This window comes from Streptomyces sp. NPDC007901 (assembly GCF_042959465.1).
In the GTDB taxonomy this organism is placed as follows: domain Bacteria; phylum Actinomycetota; class Actinomycetes; order Streptomycetales; family Streptomycetaceae; genus Streptomyces.
This window is the reverse complement of the sequence record NZ_JBIBKW010000006.1, coordinates 255,181-279,598: the sequence shown is the minus strand read 5'-3', so window position 1 is coordinate 279,598 and position 24,418 is coordinate 255,181. Positions and strand designations below refer to the sequence as shown.

The 24,418-nt window shown below is 71.9% G+C and carries 20 protein-coding genes and 1 pseudogene; 9 read left to right on the top strand and 12 right to left on the bottom strand.

The genetic code is table 11. The features are described from left to right. Positions 1–38 precede the first annotated feature (38 nt). Positions 39–401, bottom strand: a pseudogene (locus tag ACFZDK_RS21635) (ABC transporter permease subunit); the annotation flags it as partial. A gap of 286 nt (positions 402–687) precedes the next feature. Between ACFZDK_RS21635 and ACFZDK_RS21630 the strand changes: the two are divergent. From ACFZDK_RS21630 to ACFZDK_RS21610, 5 genes are all read left to right on the top strand, one after another. Next, positions 688–1,449 carry a DeoR family transcriptional regulator gene (locus ACFZDK_RS21630; RefSeq protein WP_390974630.1) on the top strand — a complete coding sequence of 254 codons (762 nt, stop codon included), beginning with the start codon at positions 688–690 and terminating at the stop codon, positions 1,447–1,449. Between the two features lie 83 nt (positions 1,450–1,532). Continuing rightward, a complete protein-coding gene (locus ACFZDK_RS21625) occupies positions 1,533–2,888 on the top strand; it encodes an extracellular solute-binding protein (RefSeq protein ID WP_390974628.1) in 1,356 nt (451 codons plus the stop codon). Between the two features lie 79 nt (positions 2,889–2,967). Further along, positions 2,968–3,927 (top strand): ABC transporter permease subunit, encoded by a 960-nt coding sequence (locus ACFZDK_RS21620; RefSeq protein WP_390974627.1) that lies wholly within the window; start codon positions 2,968–2,970, stop codon positions 3,925–3,927. Next, positions 3,924–4,811, top strand: a complete 888-nt coding sequence (locus ACFZDK_RS21615) for an ABC transporter permease subunit (RefSeq protein WP_390974625.1) — start codon at positions 3,924–3,926, stop codon at positions 4,809–4,811. The genes ACFZDK_RS21620 and ACFZDK_RS21615 overlap by 4 nt, the downstream gene beginning before the upstream one ends. Next, on the top strand, positions 4,808–5,797 hold the full coding sequence (locus ACFZDK_RS21610) for an alcohol dehydrogenase catalytic domain-containing protein (protein ID WP_390974623.1): 990 nt from the start codon (positions 4,808–4,810) through the stop codon (positions 5,795–5,797). Before ACFZDK_RS21615 ends, ACFZDK_RS21610 begins: the two co-directional genes overlap by 4 nt. A 30-nt stretch (positions 5,798–5,827) precedes the next feature. Here the strand turns inward: ACFZDK_RS21610 and ACFZDK_RS21605 are convergent, their stop codons facing one another. From ACFZDK_RS21605 to ACFZDK_RS21565, 9 genes are all read right to left on the bottom strand, one after another. Then, positions 5,828–6,928 (bottom strand): substrate-binding domain-containing protein, encoded by a 1,101-nt coding sequence (locus tag ACFZDK_RS21605; protein ID WP_390974622.1) that lies wholly within the window; start codon positions 6,926–6,928, stop codon positions 5,828–5,830. Between the two features lie 83 nt (positions 6,929–7,011). Further along, positions 7,012–8,040, bottom strand: a complete 1,029-nt coding sequence (locus ACFZDK_RS21600; protein ID WP_390974620.1) for an ABC transporter permease — start codon at positions 8,038–8,040, stop codon at positions 7,012–7,014. After that, positions 8,037–9,575, bottom strand: a complete 1,539-nt coding sequence (locus tag ACFZDK_RS21595; RefSeq protein ID WP_390974618.1) for an ATP-binding cassette domain-containing protein — start codon at positions 9,573–9,575, stop codon at positions 8,037–8,039. Before ACFZDK_RS21595 ends, ACFZDK_RS21600 begins: the two co-directional genes overlap by 4 nt. Positions 9,576–9,668: 93 nt before the next feature. Beyond that, positions 9,669–12,692, bottom strand: a complete 3,024-nt coding sequence (locus ACFZDK_RS21590) for a SpoIIE family protein phosphatase (RefSeq protein ID WP_390974617.1) — start codon at positions 12,690–12,692, stop codon at positions 9,669–9,671. A 98-nt stretch (positions 12,693–12,790) separates the two neighbouring features. Beyond that, positions 12,791–13,723: a cyclase family protein gene (locus ACFZDK_RS21585; protein WP_390974615.1), complete on the bottom strand. Its 933-nt coding sequence runs from the start codon at positions 13,721–13,723 to the stop codon at positions 12,791–12,793. A 665-nt stretch (positions 13,724–14,388) separates the two neighbouring features. Beyond that, positions 14,389–14,625, bottom strand: coding sequence for a hypothetical protein (locus tag ACFZDK_RS21580; RefSeq protein ID WP_390974614.1), 237 nt, complete (start codon positions 14,623–14,625; stop codon positions 14,389–14,391). Continuing rightward, on the bottom strand, positions 14,625–15,266 hold the full coding sequence (locus ACFZDK_RS21575; RefSeq protein WP_390974613.1) for a hypothetical protein: 642 nt from the start codon (positions 15,264–15,266) through the stop codon (positions 14,625–14,627). The genes ACFZDK_RS21580 and ACFZDK_RS21575 overlap by 1 nt, the downstream gene beginning before the upstream one ends. Before the next feature lie 65 nt (positions 15,267–15,331). Beyond that, positions 15,332–16,333, bottom strand: coding sequence for a WD40 repeat domain-containing protein (locus tag ACFZDK_RS21570; RefSeq protein WP_390974611.1), 1,002 nt, complete (start codon positions 16,331–16,333; stop codon positions 15,332–15,334). 218 nt (positions 16,334–16,551) lie between these two features. Then, on the bottom strand, positions 16,552–17,532 hold the full coding sequence (locus ACFZDK_RS21565; protein ID WP_390974610.1) for an FAD-dependent oxidoreductase: 981 nt from the start codon (positions 17,530–17,532) through the stop codon (positions 16,552–16,554). A gap of 109 nt (positions 17,533–17,641) precedes the next feature. Here ACFZDK_RS21565 and ACFZDK_RS21560 point away from each other — a divergent pair, with 109 nt between their 5' ends. Further along, the gene (locus ACFZDK_RS21560) at positions 17,642–18,553 is read left to right on the top strand and encodes a LysR substrate-binding domain-containing protein (protein ID WP_390974609.1); all 912 of its coding nucleotides are present in this window, start codon (positions 17,642–17,644) and stop codon (positions 18,551–18,553) included. Between the two features lie 426 nt (positions 18,554–18,979). Here ACFZDK_RS21560 and ACFZDK_RS21555 read toward each other — a convergent pair whose 3' ends face one another. Continuing rightward, positions 18,980–20,383, bottom strand: coding sequence for an AbfB domain-containing protein (locus ACFZDK_RS21555; protein WP_390974607.1), 1,404 nt, complete (start codon positions 20,381–20,383; stop codon positions 18,980–18,982). 229 nt (positions 20,384–20,612) lie between these two features. Between ACFZDK_RS21555 and ACFZDK_RS21550 the strand changes: the two genes are divergently transcribed. The 3 genes from ACFZDK_RS21550 (at position 20,613) to ACFZDK_RS21540 (ending at position 23,926) form a co-directional block, all read left to right on the top strand. Then, a complete protein-coding gene (locus tag ACFZDK_RS21550; protein WP_390974606.1) occupies positions 20,613–22,037 on the top strand; it encodes an amidase in 1,425 nt (474 codons plus the stop codon). Between the two features lie 46 nt (positions 22,038–22,083). After that, positions 22,084–22,302 carry a hypothetical protein gene (locus ACFZDK_RS21545; protein ID WP_206306337.1) on the top strand — a complete coding sequence of 73 codons (219 nt, stop codon included), beginning with the start codon at positions 22,084–22,086 and terminating at the stop codon, positions 22,300–22,302. Positions 22,303–22,435: 133 nt separating this feature from the next. After that, on the top strand, positions 22,436–23,926 hold the full coding sequence (locus tag ACFZDK_RS21540) for an SPFH domain-containing protein (RefSeq protein WP_390974603.1): 1,491 nt from the start codon (positions 22,436–22,438) through the stop codon (positions 23,924–23,926). A 61-nt stretch (positions 23,927–23,987) separates the two neighbouring features. Here the strand turns inward: ACFZDK_RS21540 and ACFZDK_RS21535 are convergent, their stop codons facing one another. After that, a complete protein-coding gene (locus ACFZDK_RS21535; protein ID WP_390974601.1) occupies positions 23,988–24,401 on the bottom strand; it encodes a MarR family transcriptional regulator in 414 nt (137 codons plus the stop codon). Positions 24,402–24,418: the final 17 nt, after the last annotated feature.

The following is a 24,418-nucleotide window of genomic DNA, read 5'->3' as shown; positions in this document are numbered from 1 at the left end:
GCGGGCCTGGCCATCGGCGCGGCGAGCGAGAACAGCATCCGCCGGTCGTCGGCGCCGTCCACGACCATCGCCTCGAACAGCGAACGCGGCACGTCCCGCAGGAAGCTGACCAGGATCATCACGGTGACCGGCAGCGCGAACGCCGCCGAGGGCAGCACGATCGCGAGCAGGCTGTCGTACAGGTGCATCCGGATGATCAGCAGGTAGACCGGAATGATCACCGCCTGGAGCGGGATCGCCAGGCCCAGGAGGTAGAGACGGAAGCTGAGGCGGGACCAGCGGTTGGTGTGGCGGACGATCGAGAAGGCGGCCAGAAACTCTTTCGCCTCTGGGGCCGACTCCTGCCCGGCCCGCGCCCCACCGCCCGCATGTCCCGACCGGATCCGCCGGATCCGCCGCATCCGCCGGTCCCGCCGGTCCCGCCGGGACATGCGGGCGACGAACGGGCACCCGTCCGCGGCGGAGCGGGCATCCGACCCCCGAGTCGCGGGGCCCTGTACCCCGGCACGCAGCGCCTCCGTGCTTCGTAAAGCGGGCACATTCGGTCATCAACCGGCCTACGGCGCACCTGGTCAACGCCCGCGCTCGCCTTGTACAAATTTGGCCACCGGAGCCCGGGCGGGCCGGACTCCGGGTGCTGAGCCGGCGCGGGCATCCTGCGCGGAGCCGGGGAACGGAGGTGTCGACGTGGACGCCGAGGAACGAAGACGCGGGATCCTGGCGACGGCGCGCCGTTCGGGTTCCGTCGACGTCGGGAAGCTCGCCGCCGATCTCGGGGTCTCGAAGGAGACCGTACGGCGCGATCTGAACCTCCTGGAGAACCATGGGCTGGTCCGCCGCACCCACGGCGGTGCCCACCCGGTCGAGAGCGCGGGCTTCGAGACCACGCTCGCCTTCCGCACCACCGAGCACATCCCCGAGAAGTCCCGGATCGCGACCGCCGCGGCCGCGCTGGTCGGGGACGCCGAGACCGTCTACATCGACGAGGGCTACACCCCGCAGCTCATCGCCGCCGCCCTCCCCCGCGACCGGCCGCTGACCGTGGTCACCTCCTCGCTGGCCACGGCGGGTGACCTGGCCTCGGCCGAGAACATCACCGTGCTGCTGCTCGGCGGCCGGGTGCGGGGCGGGACGCTGGCCACGGTCGACCACTGGGCGCGGCGCATGCTGTCCGACTTCGTCATCGACCTGGCGTACGTCGGCGCCAACGGCATCTCCCGCCAGTGGGGGCTCACCACCCCCGACCCCGGGGTCGGCGAGGTGAAGGCCGAGGTCATGCGGATCGCCAAACGCCGGGTGTTCTCCGGCGTCCACACCAAGTTCGGGTCCGTGAGCTTCTGCCGGTTCGCGAACGTCACGGACTTCGAGGTCATCGTCACCGACACCGGGCTGCATTCCTCCGAGGCCCGCCGCTACGCCCTGCTGGGTCCCCAGGTCATCCAGGCCTGAGCCGCCGTTCCCCTCCCCCTTCCGCCCCGCAAGGCCGGGGCCCTGGTTCCGCACGCCCTCGAACACTCTCGTTGGAGTCAGTCATGCGCACACGAAGAATGGTCCATGTCCTGCTCACGGCCACGGCCGCGGGCTCGCTGCTGGTCGCCTGCAGCGGAGCGGGCGGCACCTCCGCCTCCGGGGGCGGCGGCAAGAGCATCAACGTGCTGATGGTCGGCAACCCGCAGATGGAGGACATCGCCAAGCTGACCAAGAGCACGTTCACCAAGGACACGGGCATCAAGGTCAACTTCACGATCCTTCCCGAGAACGAGCTGCGCGACAAGGTCACCCAGGACATCGCCACCCAGGCCGGCCAGTACGACGTCGCCACCATCGGCGCCTACGAGGTACCGATCTGGCAGAAGAACGGCTGGCTGCACGAGCTCGGCTCCTACGCCGACAAGGACACCGCCTTCGACACGGCCGACCTGCTCAAGCCGATGGTCACCTCGCTGTCCGGCTCGGACGGCAAGCTCTACGCCCTGCCGTTCTACGGCGAGTCGTCCTTCCTCATGTACAACAAGGACGTCATGAAGGCGAAGGGCGTCACGGTGCCCGAACACCCGACCTGGCAGCAGATCGCCGACATCGCGGCCAAGGTCGACAACGCGGAGCCCGGGATGCGGGGCATCTGTCTGCGCGGCCTGGCCGGCTGGGGCGAGCTCGGGGCGACCCTGACGACCGTGGTCAACACCTACGGCGGCACCTGGTTCACCAAGGACTGGCAGGCCCAGGTGAACAGCCCGGCCTTCAAGAAGGCGACGAACTTCTACGTCGACCTGGTCAGGAAGCACGGCGAGGCGGGTGCCGCGCAGTCCGGCTTCACCGAGTGCCTGAACGCCATGAGCCAGAAGAAGGTCGCGATGTGGTACGACGCCACCAGCGCGGCCGGGTCGCTGGAGGACCCCAGCACCAGCAAGATCGCCGGCCATGTCGGGTACGCCTACGCGCCGACGGCCGAGACCAAGAGCAGTGGCTGGCTGTGGAGTTGGGCGTGGGCGATGCCCAAGACCACCAAGAACGCCGACGCGGCCTCGAAGTTCATGCTGTGGGCGTCCAGCAAGAAGTACGAGAACCTGGTCGGCGAGAAGCTCGGCTGGTCGCGGGTCCCGGCCGGCAAGCGGGCCAGCACCTACGCGATCCCCGCGTACCAGAAGGCCGCCGGGTCGTTCGGTGACATCACCCTGAAGTCCATCGAGCAGGCGGACCCGGCCGACCCGGGCGTCCAGCCGAGGCCGACCGTGGGCGTCCAGTACGTGGCCATCCCCGAGTTCCAGGACCTGGGCACCAAGGTCACCCAGGAGATCTCCGCCGCCATCGCCGGCAAGACCAGCGTGGACAAGGCGCTCGACGACGGCCAGAAGCAGGCCGAGGACGTCGCCAAGAACTACCGGTGACCGTCACCGCCCGGCCGGCCCCGACGGCCGGCCGGGCGCCCCTCCCCCACCCCGGCTGTCACCGGCAGAGGAACTCTCCATGACCACGCTCACCGCTCCACCCCAGACAGCACCACCGCCCAGCCGGGCGCGCACGTCCACGGGCTCCGGCAAGTGGAAGCGCCGCCTCCCGCTGCTCCCGGCGCTCGTCTTCACCATCGTCGTCACGCAGTTGCCCTTCGTGGCCACCATCGTGATCTCCACGCTCCAGTGGAACATCCTCAAGCCGGGCGAACGGCACTTCGTCGGCCTGTCCAACTTCAAGTTCGTCTTCACCGACGAGCGACTGCGCACCGCGGTCCTCAACACGATCGTGCTCACCGCGTCGGTGGTGCTGATCAGTGTGGTCCTCGGCCTCGGTCTGGCCATGCTCCTCGACCGCAGGTTCGTCGGCCGGGGCCTGGCGCGGACGATGCTGATCGCGCCGTTTCTGGTGATGCCGGTCGCGGCGGCGCTGCTGTGGAAGCACGCCATCTACAACCCCGACTACGGCCTGCTCAACGGCACCCTCAACGCCGTCTACCGGCTGTTCGGCGCCGCCAACGGCCCGACGGTCGACTGGGTCTCGTCGTATCCGATGCCCGCCGTCGTCGTCTCGCTGGTGTGGCAGTGGACGCCGTTCATGATGCTGATCCTGCTGGCCGGTCTGCAGGCGCAGCCAGGTGACGTGCTGGAGGCGGCCCGGGTGGACGGGGCGTCGGCGGCGGCGACCTTCCGGCACATCACCCTGCCGCATCTGCGCCAGTACATCGAACTGGGCATCCTGCTCGGCACGATCTACGTCGTGCAGACCTTCGACGCGGTCTACACGATCACCCAGGGCGGCCCCGGCTCGCAGACGACGAACCTGCCCTACGAGATCTACCTGACCATGTTCCGCAAGTACGAGTACGGCCAGGCCGCCGCCGCCGGAGTGGTCGTCGTGCTCGGCTCGATCGTGATCGCCACGTTCGCGCTGCGCACCATCGCGTCGCTGTTCCGCGAGGAGGTGTCCCGATGACCGCACACACGGCGGTCGCCGCGCCCGGCGCGCGGCTGAGGAAGCTGGTCCGCCGGAGCGACGATCACAGTGGTACGCCGAAGCTGTCGCCCCTGTGGACCTTCGTCGCCTGGCTCGCCACGCTGGCGTTCTTCGCGCCGGTGGCGTGGATGGTGCTCACCTCCTTCCACCAGGAGGCGGACGCGGCGACCAACCCGCCGACGCCCTTCGCACCGCTCACCTTCGACCAGTACCGGCTGCTGTTCAGCCGGGACATCACCCCGTTCCTGCTCAACTCGGCCATGGCCAGTGTCCTTTCGACACTGCTGGTGCTGGCCCTCGCGGTGCCGACGGCCTACGCGCTGTCCATCAAGCCGGTCCGGAAGTGGACCGACGTGATGTTCTTCTTCCTGTCCACGAAGTTCCTGCCGGCCATCGCCGCCCTGTTGCCGGTGTACCTGATCGTCAAGGACGCCGGGATGCTGGACAACGTGTGGACGCTGATCGTCCTCTACACCGCGATGAACCTGCCGATCGCGGTGTGGATGATGCGCTCGTTCCTCGCCGAGGTACCCAGGGAGATCCTGGAGGCCGCCGAGGTCGACGGCGCCGGCCTGCTGACCGTGCTGTGGCGGATCGTCGCCCCGGTCGCGGCGCCGGGGCTGGCCGCCACCTCGCTGATCTGCTTCATCTTCAGCTGGAACGAGTTCATGTTCGCGGTGAACCTCACCGCGACCAACGCGTCGACGGCGCCGGTCTTCCTGGTCGGCTTCATCACCAGCGAGGGTCTCTTCCTCGCCCGGCTCTGCGCCGCCGCCACCCTGGTTTCCCTGCCGGTCCTGATCGCCGGTTTCGCCGCCCAGGACAAACTGGTCCGCGGCCTGTCCCTAGGAGCAGTCAAGTGAGAGCCGCCGTCATCGAAGCCCCCGGCAAGGTCACCGTCACCACGGTGCCCGATCCCACCCCCGGGCCGCGCCAGGTCGTGGTCGAGGTGGCGGCCTGCGGACTGTGCGGGACCGATCTGCACATCCTGCAGGGCGAGTTCGCCCCGACCCTGCCGGTCGTGCCGGGCCACGAGTTCGCCGGGCGGGTCGTGGAACGCGGCCGCGAGGTCACCGAACTCGCGATCGGCGACCGGGTCGCCGTGGACCCCTCGCTGTACTGCAACGAGTGCCGCTACTGCCGGGCCGGACGCAACAACCTCTGCGACCGCTGGCAGGCGATCGGGGTGACCGTGGCGGGCGGCGCCGCGCAGTACGCCACAGCCCCCGTGGCCAACTGCGTACGGCTGCCGGACCACGTGGACGTCCAGGACGCGGCCCTCGTCGAGCCGCTGTCCTGCGCCGTGCGCGGCTACGACGTGCTGAGCAGCAGGCTCGGCTCCCACGTGCTGATCTACGGCAGCGGCACCATGGGCCTGATGATGCTGGAGCTGGCCAAGCGCACCGGCGCCGCCTCGGTCGACGTCGTCGACATCAACCCGGAACGGCTCGCCACGGCCGCGAAGTTGGGCTCCTCGCAGACGGCTCCCTCGGCCGACGAGCTGGACCGGCCGGGCGGCTGGGACGTGGTGGTCGACGCCACCGGCAACGCGGCGGCGATCCAGGACGGCCTGGAGCGGGTGGCCAAGGCCGGCACGTTCCTGCAGTTCGGCGTCGCCGACTACGCGACCCGGGTGACCATCGACCCGTACCGCATCTACAACCAGGAGATCACCATCACCGGCTCCATGGCCGTGCTCCACAGCTACGAACGCGCGGCGGAACTCTTCGCCACCGGTGTCCTCGATCCCCAGGTCTTCATCAGCCACCGGCTGCCGCTCACGGAGTACCCGCAGGCGCTGGAGCGGTTCGCCGCCGGTCAGGGCCGCAAGATCGTGGTACTGCCCTGACCGTCCGACGGACTCCTCCGTGACGGTCCGTCACCTGCCCCAGACCTTCCGGTACGCCTCCCGGTAGCCCGTCGGGTCCCAGGAGGTGGCGCCGTCGGTGTTGTCGGCGGTCGAGACATGCACCGGTGCCGCGTAGCCGCTGGCCGCGCCGCCGGCGAAGGCGCGGTTGAACTCGTCGACGATCTGCCAGCCCTGCTGGGTCAGTGGCTCGGGGACGGTGGCGGACTGGTACTGAACGCTGTTGACCCGCTGGAAGGCGGACGGGTCGCCGTCCCCCGCGCCGATGTTGTACGGCGGCCCCGAACCCGGTGCGCCGGCCGCGCGGAAGGCGGGGGCGGCGTCGGCGAAGTACAGGTCGTTGATGGCGACGGAGTGGGTCCACCGGTCGCCGAACCGGGACAGGAGGGAGGCGACCTCGCGCGGGGTACGGCTGCTCGCGTCCGGGATCGGGATGTTCTCGTACGCCAGGACGCGTACCCCCCGGCAGGTGGCGAGTTCCTTCCTGATCAGGTCGGACTTGGTGCGGGCGAACGGGATCGACGCGTCGGTGAAGACCACCGCCCCGGCCCGGCCGCGCGAGTGCCCGATGATCCACTGGGCGCTGATCCGGGCCACGTCCTGGACGCGCGTGGTGACGTTGCTGAACAGCGGGGGCCGCCGGCTGGGGCCCGGCGCGGCGACCGCGTGCCAGCCGACCAGCGGGATGTGCTCGGCGCCGGCCCGGGACACCTGCTGCGAGGTGGAGTTGGGGTCGAAGCCGCCGATGACGATCCCCGAGGGCTTGAGCGCGACCGCCTGACCCATCGCCGCCTGGATCCCGGCCGGGGTGCCCCCGCCGTCGATCACCCGGACATTCCAGCCGACGACCCGCGCGGCCTCCCGCACACCCTGCGCGACACCCGCGACACCCGGGTTGGTCATGGTCTGGGCCACGTACACCAGGGACTTGCCCGACACCGCACGCGGCCCGGTGGTCGGCCCCCGCCAGGGCGCATCGGTGCGCTCCGCCCGCGCGACGGCGGCACGGGCGGTGTCATAGACGGCGGGGCAACCGTTCGGACCGGTGGTCGACTCCCCCGGCCCGCCCGACGACGAGCCGTGTTCACAGCCGGCCAGCACCACCGCCGTCACCAGCAGAACGGCAACTCGGCGGACGAACCGACCCGGCCGGACAGCGCGCCCTGCGAGGCGCCGGACGCTCCGCGGGCGGGGGGTCATTCGGCACCCCCCTCCGCCGGTTTCGGGGGATCGGGTGGGAGGCCGGTGTCGGTGCGGAGGCGGCGGCGGGAGGCGTAGCCCGCGAGACCGACGGCGATCAGGAGGGTGCCGCCGTAGAAGAGGGGGACGGTCCAGAAGTCGGCGCCCAGTTGGCCGATGCCGGTGAGGCCCACGGCGAGGACGGCGACGGCGACGACCGTGCCGAGGACGTTGGGGCGGCCGGGCCTGATCGCCGTCGAGCCGAGGAGGGCGGCGGCGAAGGCGGGCAGCAGGTAGTCGAGGCCGACACTGGGGTTGCCGAGCTGCTGCTGGGCGGCGAGCAGCACCCCGGCCAGACCGACGATCAGCCCCGACGCGGTGAACGCGTACACCGTGCAGCGGCGGGTCCGGATGCCGACCAGCTCGGCCGCGCGCGGGTTGGAGCCGACGACGTACAGGTACCGGCCGAGCGGCAGCCGCTCCAGCACCAGCCAGAGGACGGCGGCCAGTGCGAGGACGTAGAAGGCGGGGAGTGGCAGGCCTAGGAACCGGGAGTCGTAGAGGTCGGTGAAGGCGGCTGGGAGGCCCTGAGGTCCGGGCACGATCCGGCCGCCGCCGGTGACCCAGCCGGTGATCGCGTACATCATGCTGCCGGTGCCGAGGGTGGCGATGAAGGAGTCGATCCGCCCGAACTCCACGACGATCCCGTTGAGGACCCCGGCGAGACCGCCGCCGACGACCACGGCGGCACAGGCGAGCGGCCAGGGCCAGCCCTCCTCGACGATCAGCTTCATCACCATGACGTGGGCGAGACCGAGGCCGTAACCGAGGGAGAGGTCGAAGGAGCCGGTGACGACGGGGACGGTGGCGGCGAGCGCGAGGACGGCCGGGATGGACTGGGTGGACAGGATCGAGTCGGCGGTGTCGAGGGTGGGGAAAGTCCGGGGCAGCGCGAGCGAGAAGACCAGGACGAGGAGGAGGGTGAGGGCCGGCAGGCCGTAGGAGCCGATCAGATGGCCGCCCGGGCGGGGCGTACGGCCGGTCATGGCCGGCCGCCGGTTCCGGGCGGGGGCACGGCCGATGCCGCCCGGGTGAGTTCCGCCGCCGTGAGGGCGGCGCCGCTCGGCTCGGCCGTCACCGACCCGCGGACGAGGACGACGGCCCGCCGGCACACCTCCGCGACCTCCTCGAAGTCGGTGGAGACGAGCAGCACCGCGAGACCCTCGGCGAGCGCCTCGTCGAGCAGCCGGTGGATCGCGCCCCGGGCACCGATGTCGACGCTCGCGGTGGGCTCCTCCAGGATCAGCAGGCGGGGGCCCGCGCGCAGCCGGCGGCCGATCATGACCTTCTGCTGGTTGCCGCCGGAGAGCGTGGCGACGGGCGCCTCGGTGTCGCGCGGGCGCACGGCGAGCCGGTCGACCAGCCCGGCGGCCTCGGCCCGTTCCCGGCGCGGGCGGATCGGGCGCAGGGCCGGGACACCGTCGGCGCGGGGGTTGGCGAGGAGGTTCTCGCGCACGGTGAGCCGGGGGAGGCAGCCCTCCCGCAGCCGGTCGCCGGGGACCAGGCCGACCCCCTGGGCGACGGCGTCGGCGACCGTGCGGGGGCGGTAGGGCCGGCCGGCGAGCGTGGCGGTGCCGCCGAGGACGGGCAGGGCGCCGGCAAGGGCCCGGCCCAGCTCGACGTGCCCGGCCCCGGAGAGGCCGACCAGACCGAGGGCCTCACCGGCCCGCAGCGTCAGGCTCACCGGCCCGGTGCCGATGGTGCGCAGGCCGTCGAGGGTGAGGACGACCGGTCCCTCGGCGGGGGCCCGGGCGGCGGGGCGGCGGGCGGGGGGCTGCGCGCCGACGATGTCGTGGACGAGGCGGGCGGCGCTGTACCCGGCGAGGGAGCCCCGGCTGACCAGCCGTCCGTCGCGCAGGACGGCGAAGGTGTCGGCGACCTGGTGGACCTCGTCGATGCGGTGGCTGACGTAGAGGATCGCGTGGCCGCGGTCGCGCAGGTCGTGCAGGACGTGGAAGAGCCGGGCGCAGTCGGCGGCCGGGAGGCGGGCGGTGGGCTCGTCGAGGACGATGAGGCGCGCGTCGGCCGCGAGGGCCCGGGCGATGGCGACCAGGGAGCGTTCGGCGGGGGCGAGCCGGGCGACCGGCGCGTCGGGGTCGAGGTGCGCGGCGACGGTCCGGAGCGCGGCGGCGCAGCGCTCCCGGGTGCGGCGCCAGGAGATCAGTCCGGCCCGGCGGCTGTAGCCGGTGCTCAGGGCGATGTTCTCGGCGACCGTCATCCAGTCCACGAGTCCCAGGTCCTGGTGGATGAAGGACATGGCGCGGGTGGCGGCATGGCTGCCGAGCGGGTGTCCGACGACGGTGATCCGTCCGGCGTCGGGGCGGTGGACACCGGCGAGCACCTTGATGAGCGTGGACTTCCCGGCGCCGTTGGGCCCGAGGAGCGCGAGGACGCTGCCGGCCGGGACATCGAGGTCGACGCCGTCCAGGGCGACGGTCCCGCCGAACCGTTTGACGAGCCCGCGGATGCCGACCACGGGGTCCGCCGCGGAGGGGGAAGCCGCATCCTGGCCGTCACGCACGGTAAGAAATTACATCAATCCGTACGATCCATACGATATGGCGCACCCGACGACGCCTCACGCGCCGTCCCGCAGGCGGTCCCACACGCCGTCTCACGCGCCGTCGAGTCCGCATTCGGCCCAGATGACCTTGCCCTCGGGCAGATGCCGGGTGCCCCAGGCCCGGGAGAGCTGGGCGACCAGGAACAGGCCGCGGCCGCCCTCGTCGGTGCTGGCCGCCCGGCGCAGGTGCGGGGCGGTGTTGCTGGTGTCGGTGACCTCGCAGATCAGGGTCCGGTGGTGCAGCAGCCGTACCCGGACCGGCCCGGTCCCGTGCCGGATGGCGTTGGTGACCAGCTCGCTCAGGATCAGCTCCATCGCGAACGCGGGCTCGTCCAGGCCCCATTCGGCGAGCTTGCCGAGGGCGGCGGCGCGGACCTCGCCGACCAGGGCCGGGTCGGCGGGCAGTTCCCAGGTGGCGATCCGGTCGGGGGCCAGGGCGTGGGTGCGGACGACGAGCAGGGCGATGTCGTCGCACGGGTGGTCGGGCGCCACGCCCTCCAGGATCGCCTGGCAGGTCTCCTCGGGCGTGCGTTCCGGGCGGTGGGCCAGGGCGGCGCGCAGCCGTTCGAGTACGTCGTCCACGTCCCGGTTGCGGTCCTCGATGAGGCCGTCGGTGTAGAGGACCAGCCGGCTGTCCTCCGGCAGGTCGACCTCGACGGCGTCGAAGGGCAGTCCGCCGAGCCCGAGCGGAGGTCCGGCGGGCAGGTCGGGGTAGGAGACCACGCCGTCGGGGCGGACCAGCGCGGGCGGCGGGTGGCCGGCCCGGGCCATGACACAACGCTGCGCGGTCGGGTCGTAGATGACGTACAGGCAGGTCGCTCCGATGATGCCGGAGCCCTCGCCGTCGGGGTCGTCGCGGTCCAGCCGGCCGACCAGGTCGTCGAGATGGCTGAGCACCTCGTCCGGCGCGAAGTCCAGCTCGGCGAAGCTGCGGGCGGCGGTGCGCAGCCGGCCCATGGTGGCGGCGGAGAGCATCCCGTGCCCCACGACATCGCCGACCAGCAGCCCGATCCGGGCGCCCGGGAGCGGGATGACGTCGTACCAGTCGCCGCCGACGTCCGACTCCGCGGGCAGATACCGGTGGGCGATGTCCACGGCGTCCTGGTCGGGCAGCCCGTGCGGCAGCAGCCGGCGCTGGAGGGCCAGGACCATCGACCGTTCGTGGGTGTAGCGGCGGGCGTTGTCGATGGAGAGGGCGGCACGGGTGGCCAGCTCCTGGGCCAGCGACCGGTCGTCGTCGCCGAAGGGGGCGGAGTCCAGCGCCCGGTAGAAGCTGGCGATGCCCAGGGCGACGCCCCGGGCCACCAGCGGTACGGCGATCAGCGACTGCACATGGGCCAGCAGCCGCTCGGTGTGCTCGGGATCCTGGGCCAGCCAGCCCGCGGCGACCTGCAGATCCGGCTCCAGCTCCGCCCGGCCGTTGGTCAGGCAGCGCAGCTGCGGGGTGGCGGGGCCGAACTCGATCCGTTTGCCGACCGGGGTGAAGGGCAGCCCGTCCCGGACCCCGTGCACCACCGTCCGGCGCAGGTCGCTCAGCGGGTCGTCGGCCTCCTCACCGCGCAGCACGGCGTCGGGCAGGTCGACGGTCACGAAGTCGGCCAGCTTCGGCACGGCCGTCTGCGCCAGCTCCTCGGCGGTGCGCCGGACGTCGAGCGTGGTGCCGATCAGCGTGCTGGCCTCGGACAGCAGCTCCAGCCTGCGCCGCGCGGCAAGGGCGTAGGCGCCCACCCCGGGCTCACCGAAGAGGACCAGACGGCGGGGGGCGTCGGCGCTCCCGGCTTCGACCCTCCCGGCGTCGGTACTCCCGGCTTCGGCATCGGCGTCGGTATCGGTTCCGGTGCCGACGGGGGCTTCGGTGTCCGGCCCCGGTCGCAGCGGTGGGGTCGCGGCGTGGTGGGACGACCACATCGGCGGGGCGGCGACAGCCGGTTCGCCGCCGGGAGCACCGGGCGCTGACGATCTCGGGGCGCCGCAGCCCACGAGAAGGCCGGGCGTGCCCACTGGCCCCCCGGCCCCCGCCGCCCGGCCGGTGGGGGCCCCGAGCAGGCCGCCCTGCGCCGCACGCCCCGCAGACTCGAGCCACTCCCCCGCGGCAGGGCCGAGCACCTCGCCCAGCCGGAGCCGATGCTGCGAGACGAGCACGGACGCCCCCGCTCCCACCCCCGTCTCCGCCCCCGGCATCAGCATCTCGACCGCGAGGCCCTGCACACCGGAGGGACTGGCCACCGGGCGGCTGACGAGCGTGACCCGGCGGCCGTCGGACAGGGAGACGCCCACGGCGGCGTGCTGGGCGCGGGAGATGAGTTCGGCGGCCTTCTCCATGAGGATCGCCCGGTCGTCGGGACGGAGGTCCAGGGCCGGTTCGTCCAGGGCGACTCCGCGGCCGAGGCCGGCGGCGGACTCGTACGCCCTGAACAGGACGCGCTCACGTGCGGAGCTCTGCCGCAGCAGCCGGCGTTCCACGGCCCGTGCGGCCCGGCGGATGATGTCACCGAGCACCGGGGACTCGGCGCTGCGCTGGTAGCCGAAACAGAGCACGCCCTCCATCCGCCCGCTGAGCGGGTCCCGGACGGGCAGGGCGATGCAGGCGTTGCCCTGGGCGCGTTCCGCGAAGTGCTCGGCACCGTAGACGCGGACCAGGCCGCGCTCGGCGAGGGCGAGCCCGATGCCGTTGGTGCCGGCGAACCGCTCGGCGAAGACGAAGCCGGGCTCCACCTGGATCGCGGGCAGGCTGCGGGGCATCGACGGGTCGCCGAAGCGGCGCAGCAGGACGATGCCGCTCGCGTCCGCGAGGGAGATGTTGATCTGGCTGCCCGCGAACCGGACCTGCAGCCGGTCGAGCACCGGCGCCGCCGCCCGCACGATCCGCCCGCCTGGATCGAAGTCGTCGCGGAAGGGCAGGTCGGACCGGTCCGGCGAGAGACCGAGGGACCGGCAGCGCAGCCAGGAGTCCTTGATCGGCGCCCGTACGCCGCTCTCCACCGGCTCACCCTGCAGGAACCGCTCGCGGAAACGAGCGGGACCCGTGTCAACCTCCCGATGCCACACAGGCACCAGTTGCCTGCCGGACCGCATCACGCCCTGCCTCACTCACGGTCGAATCATCATCATTTCGTAAAGAAACCGATATAAAAGAGAATACGGACATTGACGGCGAGAGTCATGGTCGGCCGTCACAGCACCGCCACCGGATTGACCGGCGATCCCGTCCCGCCCGGGATGTCGAGGGGCGCCACGACCAGCATGAACGTGTAGCGGCCCGCCTCGGCGGTCGCGGCGGACAGCGCCTCCAGGTCGAGGTTGTCCAGCAGCGGCACCCCCATCGCGGCCACGGCCAGGGCGTGCACCGGGGAGTGCACCCCGGGCACGGGCGAGGGCCGTACGTCGCTGTCGCCGTCCCCGCCGAGCAGCGCGATACCGCGGTCGGCCAGCAGCGGCAGGGCGTCCACGTGGAAGCCCGCGCTCGACGCCCCCGAGTCCCAGGCGCCGCGTTCCCGCCGGCGCCGGGCGTGCCCGGAGCGCAGCAGCACGGCGTCGCCTTCGCCGATGGTCACGCCGAGCGCCCGTTCGGCGGCGAGCACGTCCGCCGCGCGTACCGCCCGCCCCGGCTCCAGCCAGTCGATGCCGAGGACGGCGGGGAGGTCGAGCAGCACACCTGTCGTGACCAGCGGCCCGAGCGCCGACACCGCGCCGAAGCGGGCACCCCCGGCATCGATGTGGTCGCGCGCGCGGCGGCCGTCGTACAGCTCTCCCCGGTAGGCGACGTGGCTGAGCGCGTCGAGGTGGGAGACGCCCTTGCCGTGGTAGTCGACGGCGAGGAAGTCCTTGTGGGTGGCCGGTTCCGGGCTCTCCACGTCACCGAGGTCGGTCATGTGGTGCAGGGCGGGCTTGGGGTTGTCCGGGCCGGGGCGGGTGTTCCAGGGCAGGGCCGTCGGTACGACCGTCCCGGACCGCACCAGCGCGGCGGCCCGGCGCGCGTGCCCGGCGGTCACCCGGTTGAAGGCCCCGCGGTCGGCCGGCCGCCAGCGCCCCCAGGTACGCAGCGAGGCGAACAGCGCGTCGAACTCCTGCCGGGAGACGGCCGGGCCGGACAGGTCAGAGGCCATCCGCTTCCGTCCCTCCGACGATCGGAACCCCGGGCCGGTTTCCGGGCCCCCGGCTCCCCAGGCTGGCATCCGCGGGTGGGCCCGGCCACTCGGGCGGCCCTGGGACGGATCCGGGACGAGTCCAGGGGCGGTGGGTCCGGGGCGAGTCCGAACCGCCGTGCAGGGACATGACAGTGACCCAGTGACCCGATTCGCCGGTTCGGATGCCTTACAGGTTGTTCACCTAGAAGCTGGTGAGTCGTTCGACGGCAACGTCGACGTATTCGGGTTCGTCGTACATCTCGTAGTGGCCGGCGCCGTCGGCACAGCTTGACCCTGTGTGGACGGCTCCCACATCCGTGCGAAAAAAAAAGGGGGGTGCCGACTCCGCTCAAGGTCATCACTACTGCGGCCAACGTCAACGACGTCACCCAGACCCTCGCCCTGGTCGACGGCATCCCACCGCAACCGCGACGAACTCCGCAAGCGTCGAATCCTGCCAGTCATCTCCCGCAAGGGCACCCCGAACATTCAGGGCATGGGCAAGCTTCGCTACGTGGTCGAGCAGACTTTCGCGCTGCCGCACCACTTCAAGCGACTCGCCGTCCGATGGGAGCGGGGGTCCGGCCCGATGGCCGGCTGCCCAAGGCCCGGGCCGGTCGGTGGCGGAGGGGCCTGGGCCTGTTCTACGTGTGCATCGCGGTGGTGAAGTACCACACCAGGAAGGCCGCCACGGCGAGTGTGACCGGCACGCCGAGCAGGAGGTGGATCAGCAGGAGCAGGGTTCTGGCCCATGGTTTTGCCGGCCCCCTGGCGAAGTCGGGTCCGGCCGGGTCGTAGGCGATCCTCTTGTCGCGCCCTGTGGTCCAGCCCGTGCGTTCGAATGTGTGATTGGTGCCGCTGGTGTCGGTGAACGAGAACACTATGCATCCGGGCCGTTCACGTCGGAGCCGGGGTAGTAGCTCGCGCTGGCCATGGTCGTCACGCCGTAGCGGTGCAGCAGCCACCACGTCACCGTGGCGCGCCAGGTGCCGTGGGCGATGACGCAGCCCCACGCGGTCGCCAGGAAGCCGCCGATCCACAACTGGGTGAGGCGCCCGTCGCCCGCCAGCACGGCGGGCAGCAGGCCGAGGGCGAAGAGGCAGGCGAACACGCCACAGGCCCGTGCCTGGGCCGGAGACATGATCGGCCGGAATGTTGTCACGGATGTGTAGGGGCGCTCCTCCGCCTTCACCAGGGCCGCACCGTCGACGCACCGTTCGGTCTCGTCCCGTTGCGGGAGCGCCGCGTTGACGGCGCGTGCGAAGGCCTCCATCTCCTCGGTGTTGCGGGAGCCGATCGTGCAGAGGGTGGTTGCCGGGGCCTTGGTGGCCGTCGAGTTCAGCCGGATCGCGGCGGTGGGGCGCCTGTCCCTGGTGACATGGACGCTCTCGATCGCCTCCAGTGGGACGACCAGTCGGATCCCCGCCCGGTCGAGCGCGACGCTGTCGCGCCGCAGGTGCGCGGTTCCGCCTCTGCCACGCAACGTGGTTCCGTGCCCGGGCACCGCATCTCTGACAGCCATGATCGGGTACCTTCCATGGTCGATCGGGTTGTTTTCCGCGGGAGTTGTGCGTGGCCGGGGCGGGATCACCGATTCGGCCACAGCCGCACCGTGCCGTCGAGGCCGGCCGAGGCCAGGGTCTTGCCCTCTGGGCTGAAGGCCACCGATGTCACCTTGTCGGTGTGGCCGGTGAGGGTGTCGATGGGGACGGCGTCGAGTGTGCTCGTGTCCCACAACCGCACGGTCCTGTCCTCGCCGCCGGTGGCCAGGATGTCTCCGTCGGGGCTGAACGCCACTGTCGTCACGGGGCCGGTATGGCCTGTGAGTTCGGTGAGGACAGTGCCGGTCACCGAGTTCCACAGGCGCACGATGTTGTCGGCGCTGCCGGTGGCCACGATGTGGCCGGTCGGCCCGAACGCGACGGGCTTGAAACCGTGCCAGAGCGGGGCGACGAGGGTGGCCGCGACCGTGCGGGTGCGCAGGTCCCACAGTCGCACCGGGCTTTCGGTGAGGTCCGCGCTGCCGGTGGCCAGGGTCTGGCCGTCCGGGCTGAAGGCCACCGCGTTGACCACTGCCATGCCCTGAGTCGTCAGCGTGGCGGTGACGGTGCGGGTGGGCAGGTCCCACAGCCGGGCCGCGCCGTCGCGGCAGCCGGTGGCCAGGGTCCGGCCGTCCGGGGCGAATGCCAGGTCCAGGGTGAGCTGGGGATGGGGCAGGGCGATACGGGTGCGATCTGCCCGGTTCCAGAGGGACACCTCAAGGGTCTCGCCGGTCGTGGCCAGGGTCTTGCCGTCCGGGCCGAAGGCCAACTTCGCCACGTCTTCGATCTGGTCGGGCCAGGGTGCGGTCGAGGTGCCCTCGGCCACGTCCCACAACCGCAGCGTGCTGTGTGTGCCCTGAAGTCCGGACAGCCCGGCGGCCAGAGTCTTTCCGTCCGGGCTGAACGCCACGCAGGTGGCGTAGCCGTCGGGAAGGGCGAACACGACGTTGCGGGGTGCGGCGTCGTCGGTTCTCGACTCGATCACCGCGAGCGGGACGGCGACGGCACTCGCACCGAGCGCGGCAAGCAGCAGTGTGCGGCGCCGCACTGTGGCCGGGCGCTTCACCGGCCGCCGGCCGGGGTTCGGTCGTATCCCACCAGCCACCGTAGCGGGAGTGGTGATCTCTGCTGGTTCGGTGGATTCCATCGGCGCACACCCAGTCCTTGAGAAGGGGAGGAGCAGTACGAGCGGATCAGTGCGGGCGGAGGAGCGGTGCGGGGGGCACGTGTGGGGCCGTACGAAGGGGAGTTGCGAGCGGAGGCGGCTCAGCCCGGTCGAACGGCCCAGGCGACCAGGGCGGTCGCGGCGTCCGCGCAGCCCCAGGCCAGGGTGACTCCGGCGCCTCCGTGGCCGTAGTTGTGCACCAGTCGCCGCACCCGGCCGTGCGGGTGCGGGTCGGTCTCCAGGCGGACGCCGCCGTCTCGCCAGGGCCGTAGGCCCACCCGGTGGCCGAGGACCGGGGCGCCGGCCAGTTCCGGCAGCAGGTCGGTGCAGCGGCGCAGGATCGCGGCCGCGGTGGCCGGGGACGGCGTGGTGTCCCATTCGCCGACCTCGAAGGTGCCGCCGAGGACGATGTCCGTGCTGCGGGGGTGGACGTAGGTGTGGCCGTCGGCGTTGTCCTCGTCGCGCAGGGAGGTGTGCAGCCCCGGGTTGGCGACGAGGACCAACTGACCTCGTGCCGGGTGTACTTCGGTGTCGCCGCACAGGGCGCGGGCGGCCAGCCCGGAGGCGTTCACCACCGTGGGAGCCCATACGCCCGCCTGTTCCAGGGCGTCGATGCGGCGACGGATCAGCGTGCCGCCCGCCGCGGTGAAGGTCCGCTGGAGCCAGCGCAGGTAGGGGGACATCTCCACGGTCGGAACGGTGAACGCCCAGCCGCCGGTGAACGGGCCCTGCACCTCGTCCCCGCACAGGGTGCGCAGGCCAGGGATGGCCCCGGCCCACCAGGGGACGTCGTGACTCTCGCCGCGCAGCAGCATCCGGGTGGGGCGCATGACCACGCCGGGCACCCCGTCCGCCGCCTGGCGGGCGAACTCGTCGTAGGTGCGGGTGGCCCAGTCCAGTACGCGCGGCTCGAACCGGGTGCGGGTTGGATACCAGACGGCCGCGGCGACGGAGGACGTCGTCTCGCCCGGCGGCTCGGCCGTGAGCACGGCGACGCGGGCACCGGCCTGCTGCAGGCGCAGCGCGGTGGTGAGCCCGATGATCCCGGCGCCGACGACGACCGCGTCGAACCTGTCGCCCATGCCTCCCCCTTGCTCGCCGAACCGTGTGCGTTCCACTGTCGGCGGCACGTTGGCGCACTGTCCAAGACCAGTCATGGCCAGCACCATAAGAAACACTTATCGTTGGGGGATGGACTTGCGGCGGCTGCGGTACTTCCTGGTGCTGGCGGAGGAGTTGAACTTCACGCGGGCCGCGCATCGGCTGCACATCGCCCAGCCCGCCCTGAGCCAGCAGATCAAGGCACTGGAGCGGGACATCGGCGCTCCGCTGCTCGAACGCGGCAGCCGGGGCTGCCGGTTGACGGCCGTCGGCGAGGTCGTGGCCCGCGAAGCCGGTGAACTGCTGGCTCACGCGGACGCGTCGCGGGAACGGATCCGGGCGGCCGTCGGCGGGCGGCAGGGGCAGCTGCGCCTGGCCCTGACGCGATCGGCCCGCGGCGGTCCCGTCGACGCGCTCATCGCCGCGTTCCGTACCCGCCATCCGGACGTGGATCTCGTCGTTCGGACCGGGTGGACCGCACACAACATCACCGAACTGCTCGCCGGGAGGCTGGACGCCGCCTTCGTCCGTCCCCCGCTGGACAACGCGGGGCTGGAGTGCCGGCACATCGCCCGCGAGGAACTCCTCCTGGCCGTCCCCGCGGGCCATCCACTCGCCCGCGAACGCAGGATCACCCGCAGCCACATCGCCACCGAACCCGTGATCCTCTGGCCGCGCGAGAACGCCCCCGGCATGCACGACCTGATCACCCGGCAGCTGTGGCCCGCCCACGGGCCGCGCATCGTGCGGGAAGAACCCGACGACGAACAACTCCTCCTCAGCGTCGCCGCCGGCACCGGCATCGCACCGGTACCCGAGGGACGTGCCCGCGCACTGCGCATACCAGGAGTCCGGCTCAAGCATGTGACCGCACCCATGCCCACCGTGGACCTCGCCCTGGCCCACCCGTCCGCAGAAGCCACACCGGCACTGCACGGACTCCTCAGCCTCGTCGGCACCTTGCCCGGGCCATCGGCTGCCGCCCCCTCAACACGTCCATGACCAAGCCCGGACAATCCGGCGCCGTGGCCCGCTCTGCAGCCAAGACCGTCGGGATTCCCTCGAAGCCGCCATCCCGGCCAAGCGGGACTGAAGAGACGGGATCCTGCCCGACTGCCGCCCTCTCGCCGCCTGCGCTGCCGGCGCCATTGCGGGGAGTGCGGCCTCCGGCGGGACGCGGTGCCGGCCCGGCAGCTGCCACCGGCCGTATCGGAGTCTCCGCACGCCACCACCCCTGCCCCCCGGCCGGGCAAACGCCGCGTCACCTCAACTGGTGGGCAAGCTCACCGCCTTGGGCTTCGCCTCCACCGGCTTCGGCCCGGGAGCCTTCTGGGCCCACAGCAACGACTCAACCAGGGCCCACAGTTACCTCATGCCAGACGGGTCACACCGGGGCATACACCATCTCCAGGTCAGCAGCAGTGCAGGTCAGGCCCAGGGAGCCGCCGGTACGAACGAGCTGTCCTGGCGGAAGAGATCCGTGCCCGGCGTGATGTCCACGCGGAGTTGGTAGTTGTAGTGGCGCAGGTAGTAGCCGGGGTAGTTGTAGGACTCGAAGCGGACCGAGCTGCTGGTGGAGCCGGTGCGGGCGATGAAGGTGGCGTCCTTGGCGAAGGTGGTCGTGCCGTCGTCGGTGTCGAAGCGGGCGCGGAAGTTGTAGTGGCGGAGGTAGTTGCCGGCGGAGTCGCGGAGGGAGTACGCGTTGGAGTCGGCCAGGCCCGCGACGACCGTGAAGGTGGCGGCCGTCTTGTCTGCGGAGGCGCTGGAGCTGGTCACCACGGGGAGGTTGAGGAGGGAGGACTGTTCCTCCCAGTAGCGCGTGGTGTAGTTGGCCGACCGGAAGGAGCGGGTCGCGTTCTTCGTCACCGACGGGCCGCCCGACACCGTCTCCTTGATGACCGTGAAGTGGCGGGCCGTGCCGGAGAGCGTCGGGAGGGCCGTGGGGGTGCTCCAGGTGGCGAAGGTGTCGTAGCTGTCGCTGTAGTAGTAGGTGCCGTCGCCGTAGCCGTCGAAGAAGACGCGCCAGCCGCCGTTGTCGAGCTGGATGACGGACGGGCCCTCGCGGTAGCTGCCCCAGCCCGCCCAGTCGCCGGTCCTGGAGATCGTGTAGGGACCCTTGAGGGCCGATGCCGTGCCGTACTCGATGTACTTCGCGGTCTCGTTCTTCGTGAACGCGTGGTAGGTCGAGCCCACCTTCACGATGTACGTGTCGATGTGGTTCGAGCCGATGCCGGAGAGGGCGACCGGTGACGTCCAGGCCGTGAGGGCCGAGCTGGTGGCCGTCAGGAGGTACGGGGTGAAGATCCACTCGTCGTCGGTGGTGGAGCAGGACACGATGATGTTGACGCTGCCGTCGCTGTCCACGAACCACTCGGGCGCCCAGGCCCGGGACAGGTCGGTGATCGGGACCGTGTAGTCGTACAGGAACGTCCAGTTGACGCGGTCGGCGCTGCGGGCGAAGCCGATGGTGGTGCTCTCGTCCTCCCAGGTGTGGGTGGTGTAGGTGATGTAGTAGTAGCCGTCCGCGTGCTTGAAGACACTGGCGTCGCGGATGCGGTTGCCGGGCGGGGTGTAGGCCGAGGACTGGAGGAGGCGGAAGTCCGTCGCGTCGTCGGACTGGTAGACGTTCACCGTGCCGTCGTCGCTGTCGAGGAACGGGACGATGGTGTAGCGGGTGGCGTAGCCGCTGGCGGGGGCGGCGGCCTCGGCCGTGCCGAGCAGTCCGGGCAGTTCGCCGAGGACCAGGGCGGTGGCCGGCAGGGCGGCCAGCGCGCGGAGCAGGGTGCGGCGGGACGGCGTGGGGCGGGACGGGGCGGGGGGACGTGTGGTCACGGCGGCTCTCCCGGGGGCTCGTGCAGACGCGGACACAGTGCGGCGCGTCCGGTATGTCGAACTGGGTTCGATAAGTCGCGCAGAAAGTAAGAGGAGCGACAGGTTCACGTCAATGCTTTGAGCAGGACTGGGGCGCAGCTGGACGTCGGCTGTGCGAAACCTGTACTGCGGAGGCCGGATCGACGTTACTCTCCGGTAAATCCCGTACCGCCGGAGGTGGGTTCGCCCTATGCCGTACGACCGTTCCGCAGGCCTCGCCGAGTCCGTACGCGCCCTGGCAGCCGGTGAGGTGACGTCACGTCAGCTGGTCGAGGCGTGCCTGGCGCGGATCGAGGCCACCCAGGGTTCCCTCAACGCCTTCCGGATCGTGCGCACTTCGGCCGCGCTCGCCGAAGCGGACGCCGCCGACCGGGAGTTGGCCGACGGCGCGCGCCGTCCGCTGCTCGGAGTGCCGGTCGCGGTGAAGGACGACATGGACGTGGCCGGCGAGCCGACCGCCTTCGGCTGCCGGGGCGACTTCCCGCCGGTGGCTCAGGACGGGGAAGCCGTACGACGGCTGCGCGCGGCCGGGGCGGTCATCATCGGGAAGACCAACACCTGTGAGCTGGGGCAGTGGCCGTTCACGGAGGGGCCGGCCTTCGGCGACACTCGTAATCCGTGGCAGCCGCAGCACACCCCGGGCGGGTCCTCGGGCGGGTCCGCGGCCGCCGTCGCGGCGGGGCTCGTGCCGGCCGCGCTCGGCTCGGACGGCGCCGGATCCGTGCGCATCCCGGCCTCCTGGACGCACCTCATCGGCATCAAACCGCAGCGCGGCCGTATCTCCACCTGGCCGCGCGGCGAGTCCTTCCAGGGCATCACGGTCAACGGCACCCTTGCCCGGACGGTCGCCGACGCCGTACTGCTGCTCGACGCGGCGAGCGGGAACCACCCCCAGGACCCGCATCAGCCGACCCGGTTGACCCTCGCCGACGCGGTGGGCCGCGACCCCGGGCGGCTGCGCATCGCGCTCTCCCTGAAGCCGCCGTTCACGGCGCTGCCCGCCCGCCTGCAGCCGGACGTACGCGCCCGGGTTCTCGAACTCGCCGAGAGGCTCGCCGCGTTGGGCCACACGGTGGAGGAGGCCGACCCGCCCTACGGCCAGATCGGGCTCTCCTTCATGCCGCGCGCCACCGTCGGGATCGCCGAGCGCGTCCGCGAGGCACCGCACCCCCGACTCCTCGACAGGCGCACCCTGGAGGCGGCCCGCCTGGGCCGGCTGCTCGGCGGGGTCCCACTGCGGGCGGCCCGGCGCGCGGAGGCCGGGCTGCAACGCAGGATCGGCGGCTTCTTCGCGTCGTACGACGTGGTCCTCGCGCCGACCACCGCCGCTCCCCCGCCCCGGATCGGCGCGCTGCTGGGCCTCGGCCAGTTCGCCACCGACCGGGCGATGATCGCCGCCTGTCCGTACGCCTGGCCGTGGAACGTGCTGGGCTGGCCGGGGGTCAACGTGCCCGCCGGATTCGTCGGGGACGGTCTGCCGGTGGGCGCCCAGCTGCTCGGACCGGCGGACAGCGAGCCGCTGCTCGTCTCCGTCGCCGCCCAGCTGGAGGCCGCGCTGCGCTGGCACGAGCACTGGCCGCCGCAGGCCGTGCCCGTGGACTCCCCGGCCGCGTGAGGGCGGGCGGCTTTCCTGCCGGTTGACCTGCCCGTACCCTCTGACCATGGACGATGCGTCGATGGTCGGGCTCATGGGGCGGGTCACCGGAACGGTCGGGCCCGGACTCGTCGGCGAGGTGATCGTCAGGGTACGTGGGGGCGCCGAGCACTTCCTCGCGTACGCCGCCGACGGCACCGGCCGGTTCGAGCGGGGCACGGTGGTGATGGTGGTCGAGTACCTGCCGCCGAGGACGGTCTACGTCACTCCCGCATACGACAGTTGAGCGCGTGTAGCCCCAGGTGAGGGGCGTATGCGTTAAGACTGCAACAAGGATTCGCCGGCGTCTTCACCCGGCGCTCACGCGGGCGCACACTCCCTTCGTTCGGTGCCGAAAGGGCACCATGCAAAGGGGGCGTATGCCGATGGTTGTCGGCGTCGTTGCGGGGGCGGCGGTTCTCGCCGTTCTCGTGTTGATCGGTCTGTTCAAGATGATGTGGCGGGTGGCCGAGCCGAACGAGGCGCTCATCATCTCCGGTTCGAAGCATCGGACCGAGGGCCTCGAAGAGGGGATGGGGTTCCGCATCGTCACGGGGCGCGGCACGCTCGTGCTGCCGGGCGTGCAGGCGGTGCGCAAGATGTCCCTCGACCTGAACGAGACCGAGTTGTCGGTGGACTGCGTGACCCAGCAGGGCATCCCGCTGAAGGTGCGGGGTGTGGTCATCTTCAAGGTGGGCGACGACTTCGTGTCGATCGCCAACGCGGGCCGCCGATTCCTGGACCAGCAGAAGATGATGTCCGAGCGGGTGCACAACGTGTTCGCCGGTCATCTGCGGTCCATCGTGGGCGGGTTGACGGTCGAGGACATGATCCGCGACCGGGACAAGCTCACCGGGCAGACCCGGGCCGCCTGCGGCACGGAGATGGAGAAGCTGGGGCTCATCGTGGACTCCCTGCAGATCCATGAGATCGAGGACCCGACCGGGTACATCCAGAACCTGGCGATGCCGCACGCGGCGGCCGTGCAGCGGGACGCGCGGATCGCGCAGGCGGAGGCGAACCGTCTCGCCACCGAGGCGGAGCAGCAGTCGTTCGCCCGGATGGCGGAGGCCACCCGGGACAGCGAGATCCTCCAGGCCGGCTACCAGGCCGAGCGGGACAAGGCGGCGGCCCAGGCCCGCCAGGCCGGTCCGCTCGCCGACGCGGCCGCCCGGCAGGAGGTCGTGGTCCAGGAGACCCGGGTCGCCGAACTGGAGGCGCACCGGCGGGAGCAGCAGCTCCAGGCGGACGTCCGCAAGCCGGCCGACGCCAAGGCCTACGAGAAGCGGACGCTGGCCGAGGCCGAGCGTGACGCGCGCATCTCGGCAGCCCAGGCCAAGGCGAAGGAGACGGAACTGGCCGCGGCGGCCGAGGCGACCCGGGTCAAGGCGGCCGCGGGCGCCGAGGCCGAGGCGACCAAGTCCCGGGGTACGGCCACCGCGGCGGCGACCCGGGCCACCGGTGAGGCCGAGGCGGCCGCGGCGCAGGCCAGGGGCCTCGCGGACGCCGAGGCGGCCAAGGCCAAGGGTCTCGCCGAGGCGGAGGCCATCAAGGCCCGTGCCGCCGCCCTCGCCGAGAACCAGGAGGCGGTCGTCGCCCAGCAACTCGCCGAGAACTGGCCGGAGATCGTCAAGGCCGGCGCGTCCGCCTTCGGCAACGTCGACAACATGGTGTTGCTCAACGGCGCCGACGGCATGGCCGAGATGTTCGCCAAGGCCCTCACCATGGGCGGCACGGGGCTCGGCCTCGCCCGCCAGCTCCTCGCGTCGATGAACCAGAACGGGCGGACGCCGAGCGGGACTTCACCGGCCCTCAACGGGGTCGCGGCCCCGCCGTCGCAGAAGGTGCAGGTGGAGGAGGGCGGCGAGTAGCAGCTGGAGAACAACCGAAGCGCAGGGGTGCCCCCGGCCGCGGCCGGGGGCACCCCCGTTCTCACTCCCGCGCGTTGAGCCGTCGCAGCAGCTCCAGCAGTGTCGCTCGCTCCGCCGCCGACAGGCCGGCGAAGCAGTCGGCGAGCACCTCGCCGGCCACCCCGTGCCCGGCCGCCAGTGTCCGCTCCCCGTCGGCGGTGAGGTGGTGCTGGATCCGCCGCCCGTGGCCCGGCCGCCGTTCCACCAGCCCCTGTGCGACCAGCCGCCCCACCAGCGTGCCGAAGGCCTGCTCGCTCTGGAAGGTGGCCGTGGCCAGCTCGCGCGCGGCGGCGCCCGGCGACCGGTCGATGGCGCGCAGCGCGTCCCACTGCGCGAGGGTGGTGCCGACGGCCGCGAGCGCGCTGTCCATCGCCCGGTGCTGCCGGTACTGGGCCTGTTTCACCGCTCTTCCGAGAACCTGCAGGTCATCGTGCATGGGTCCACTGTACCCGA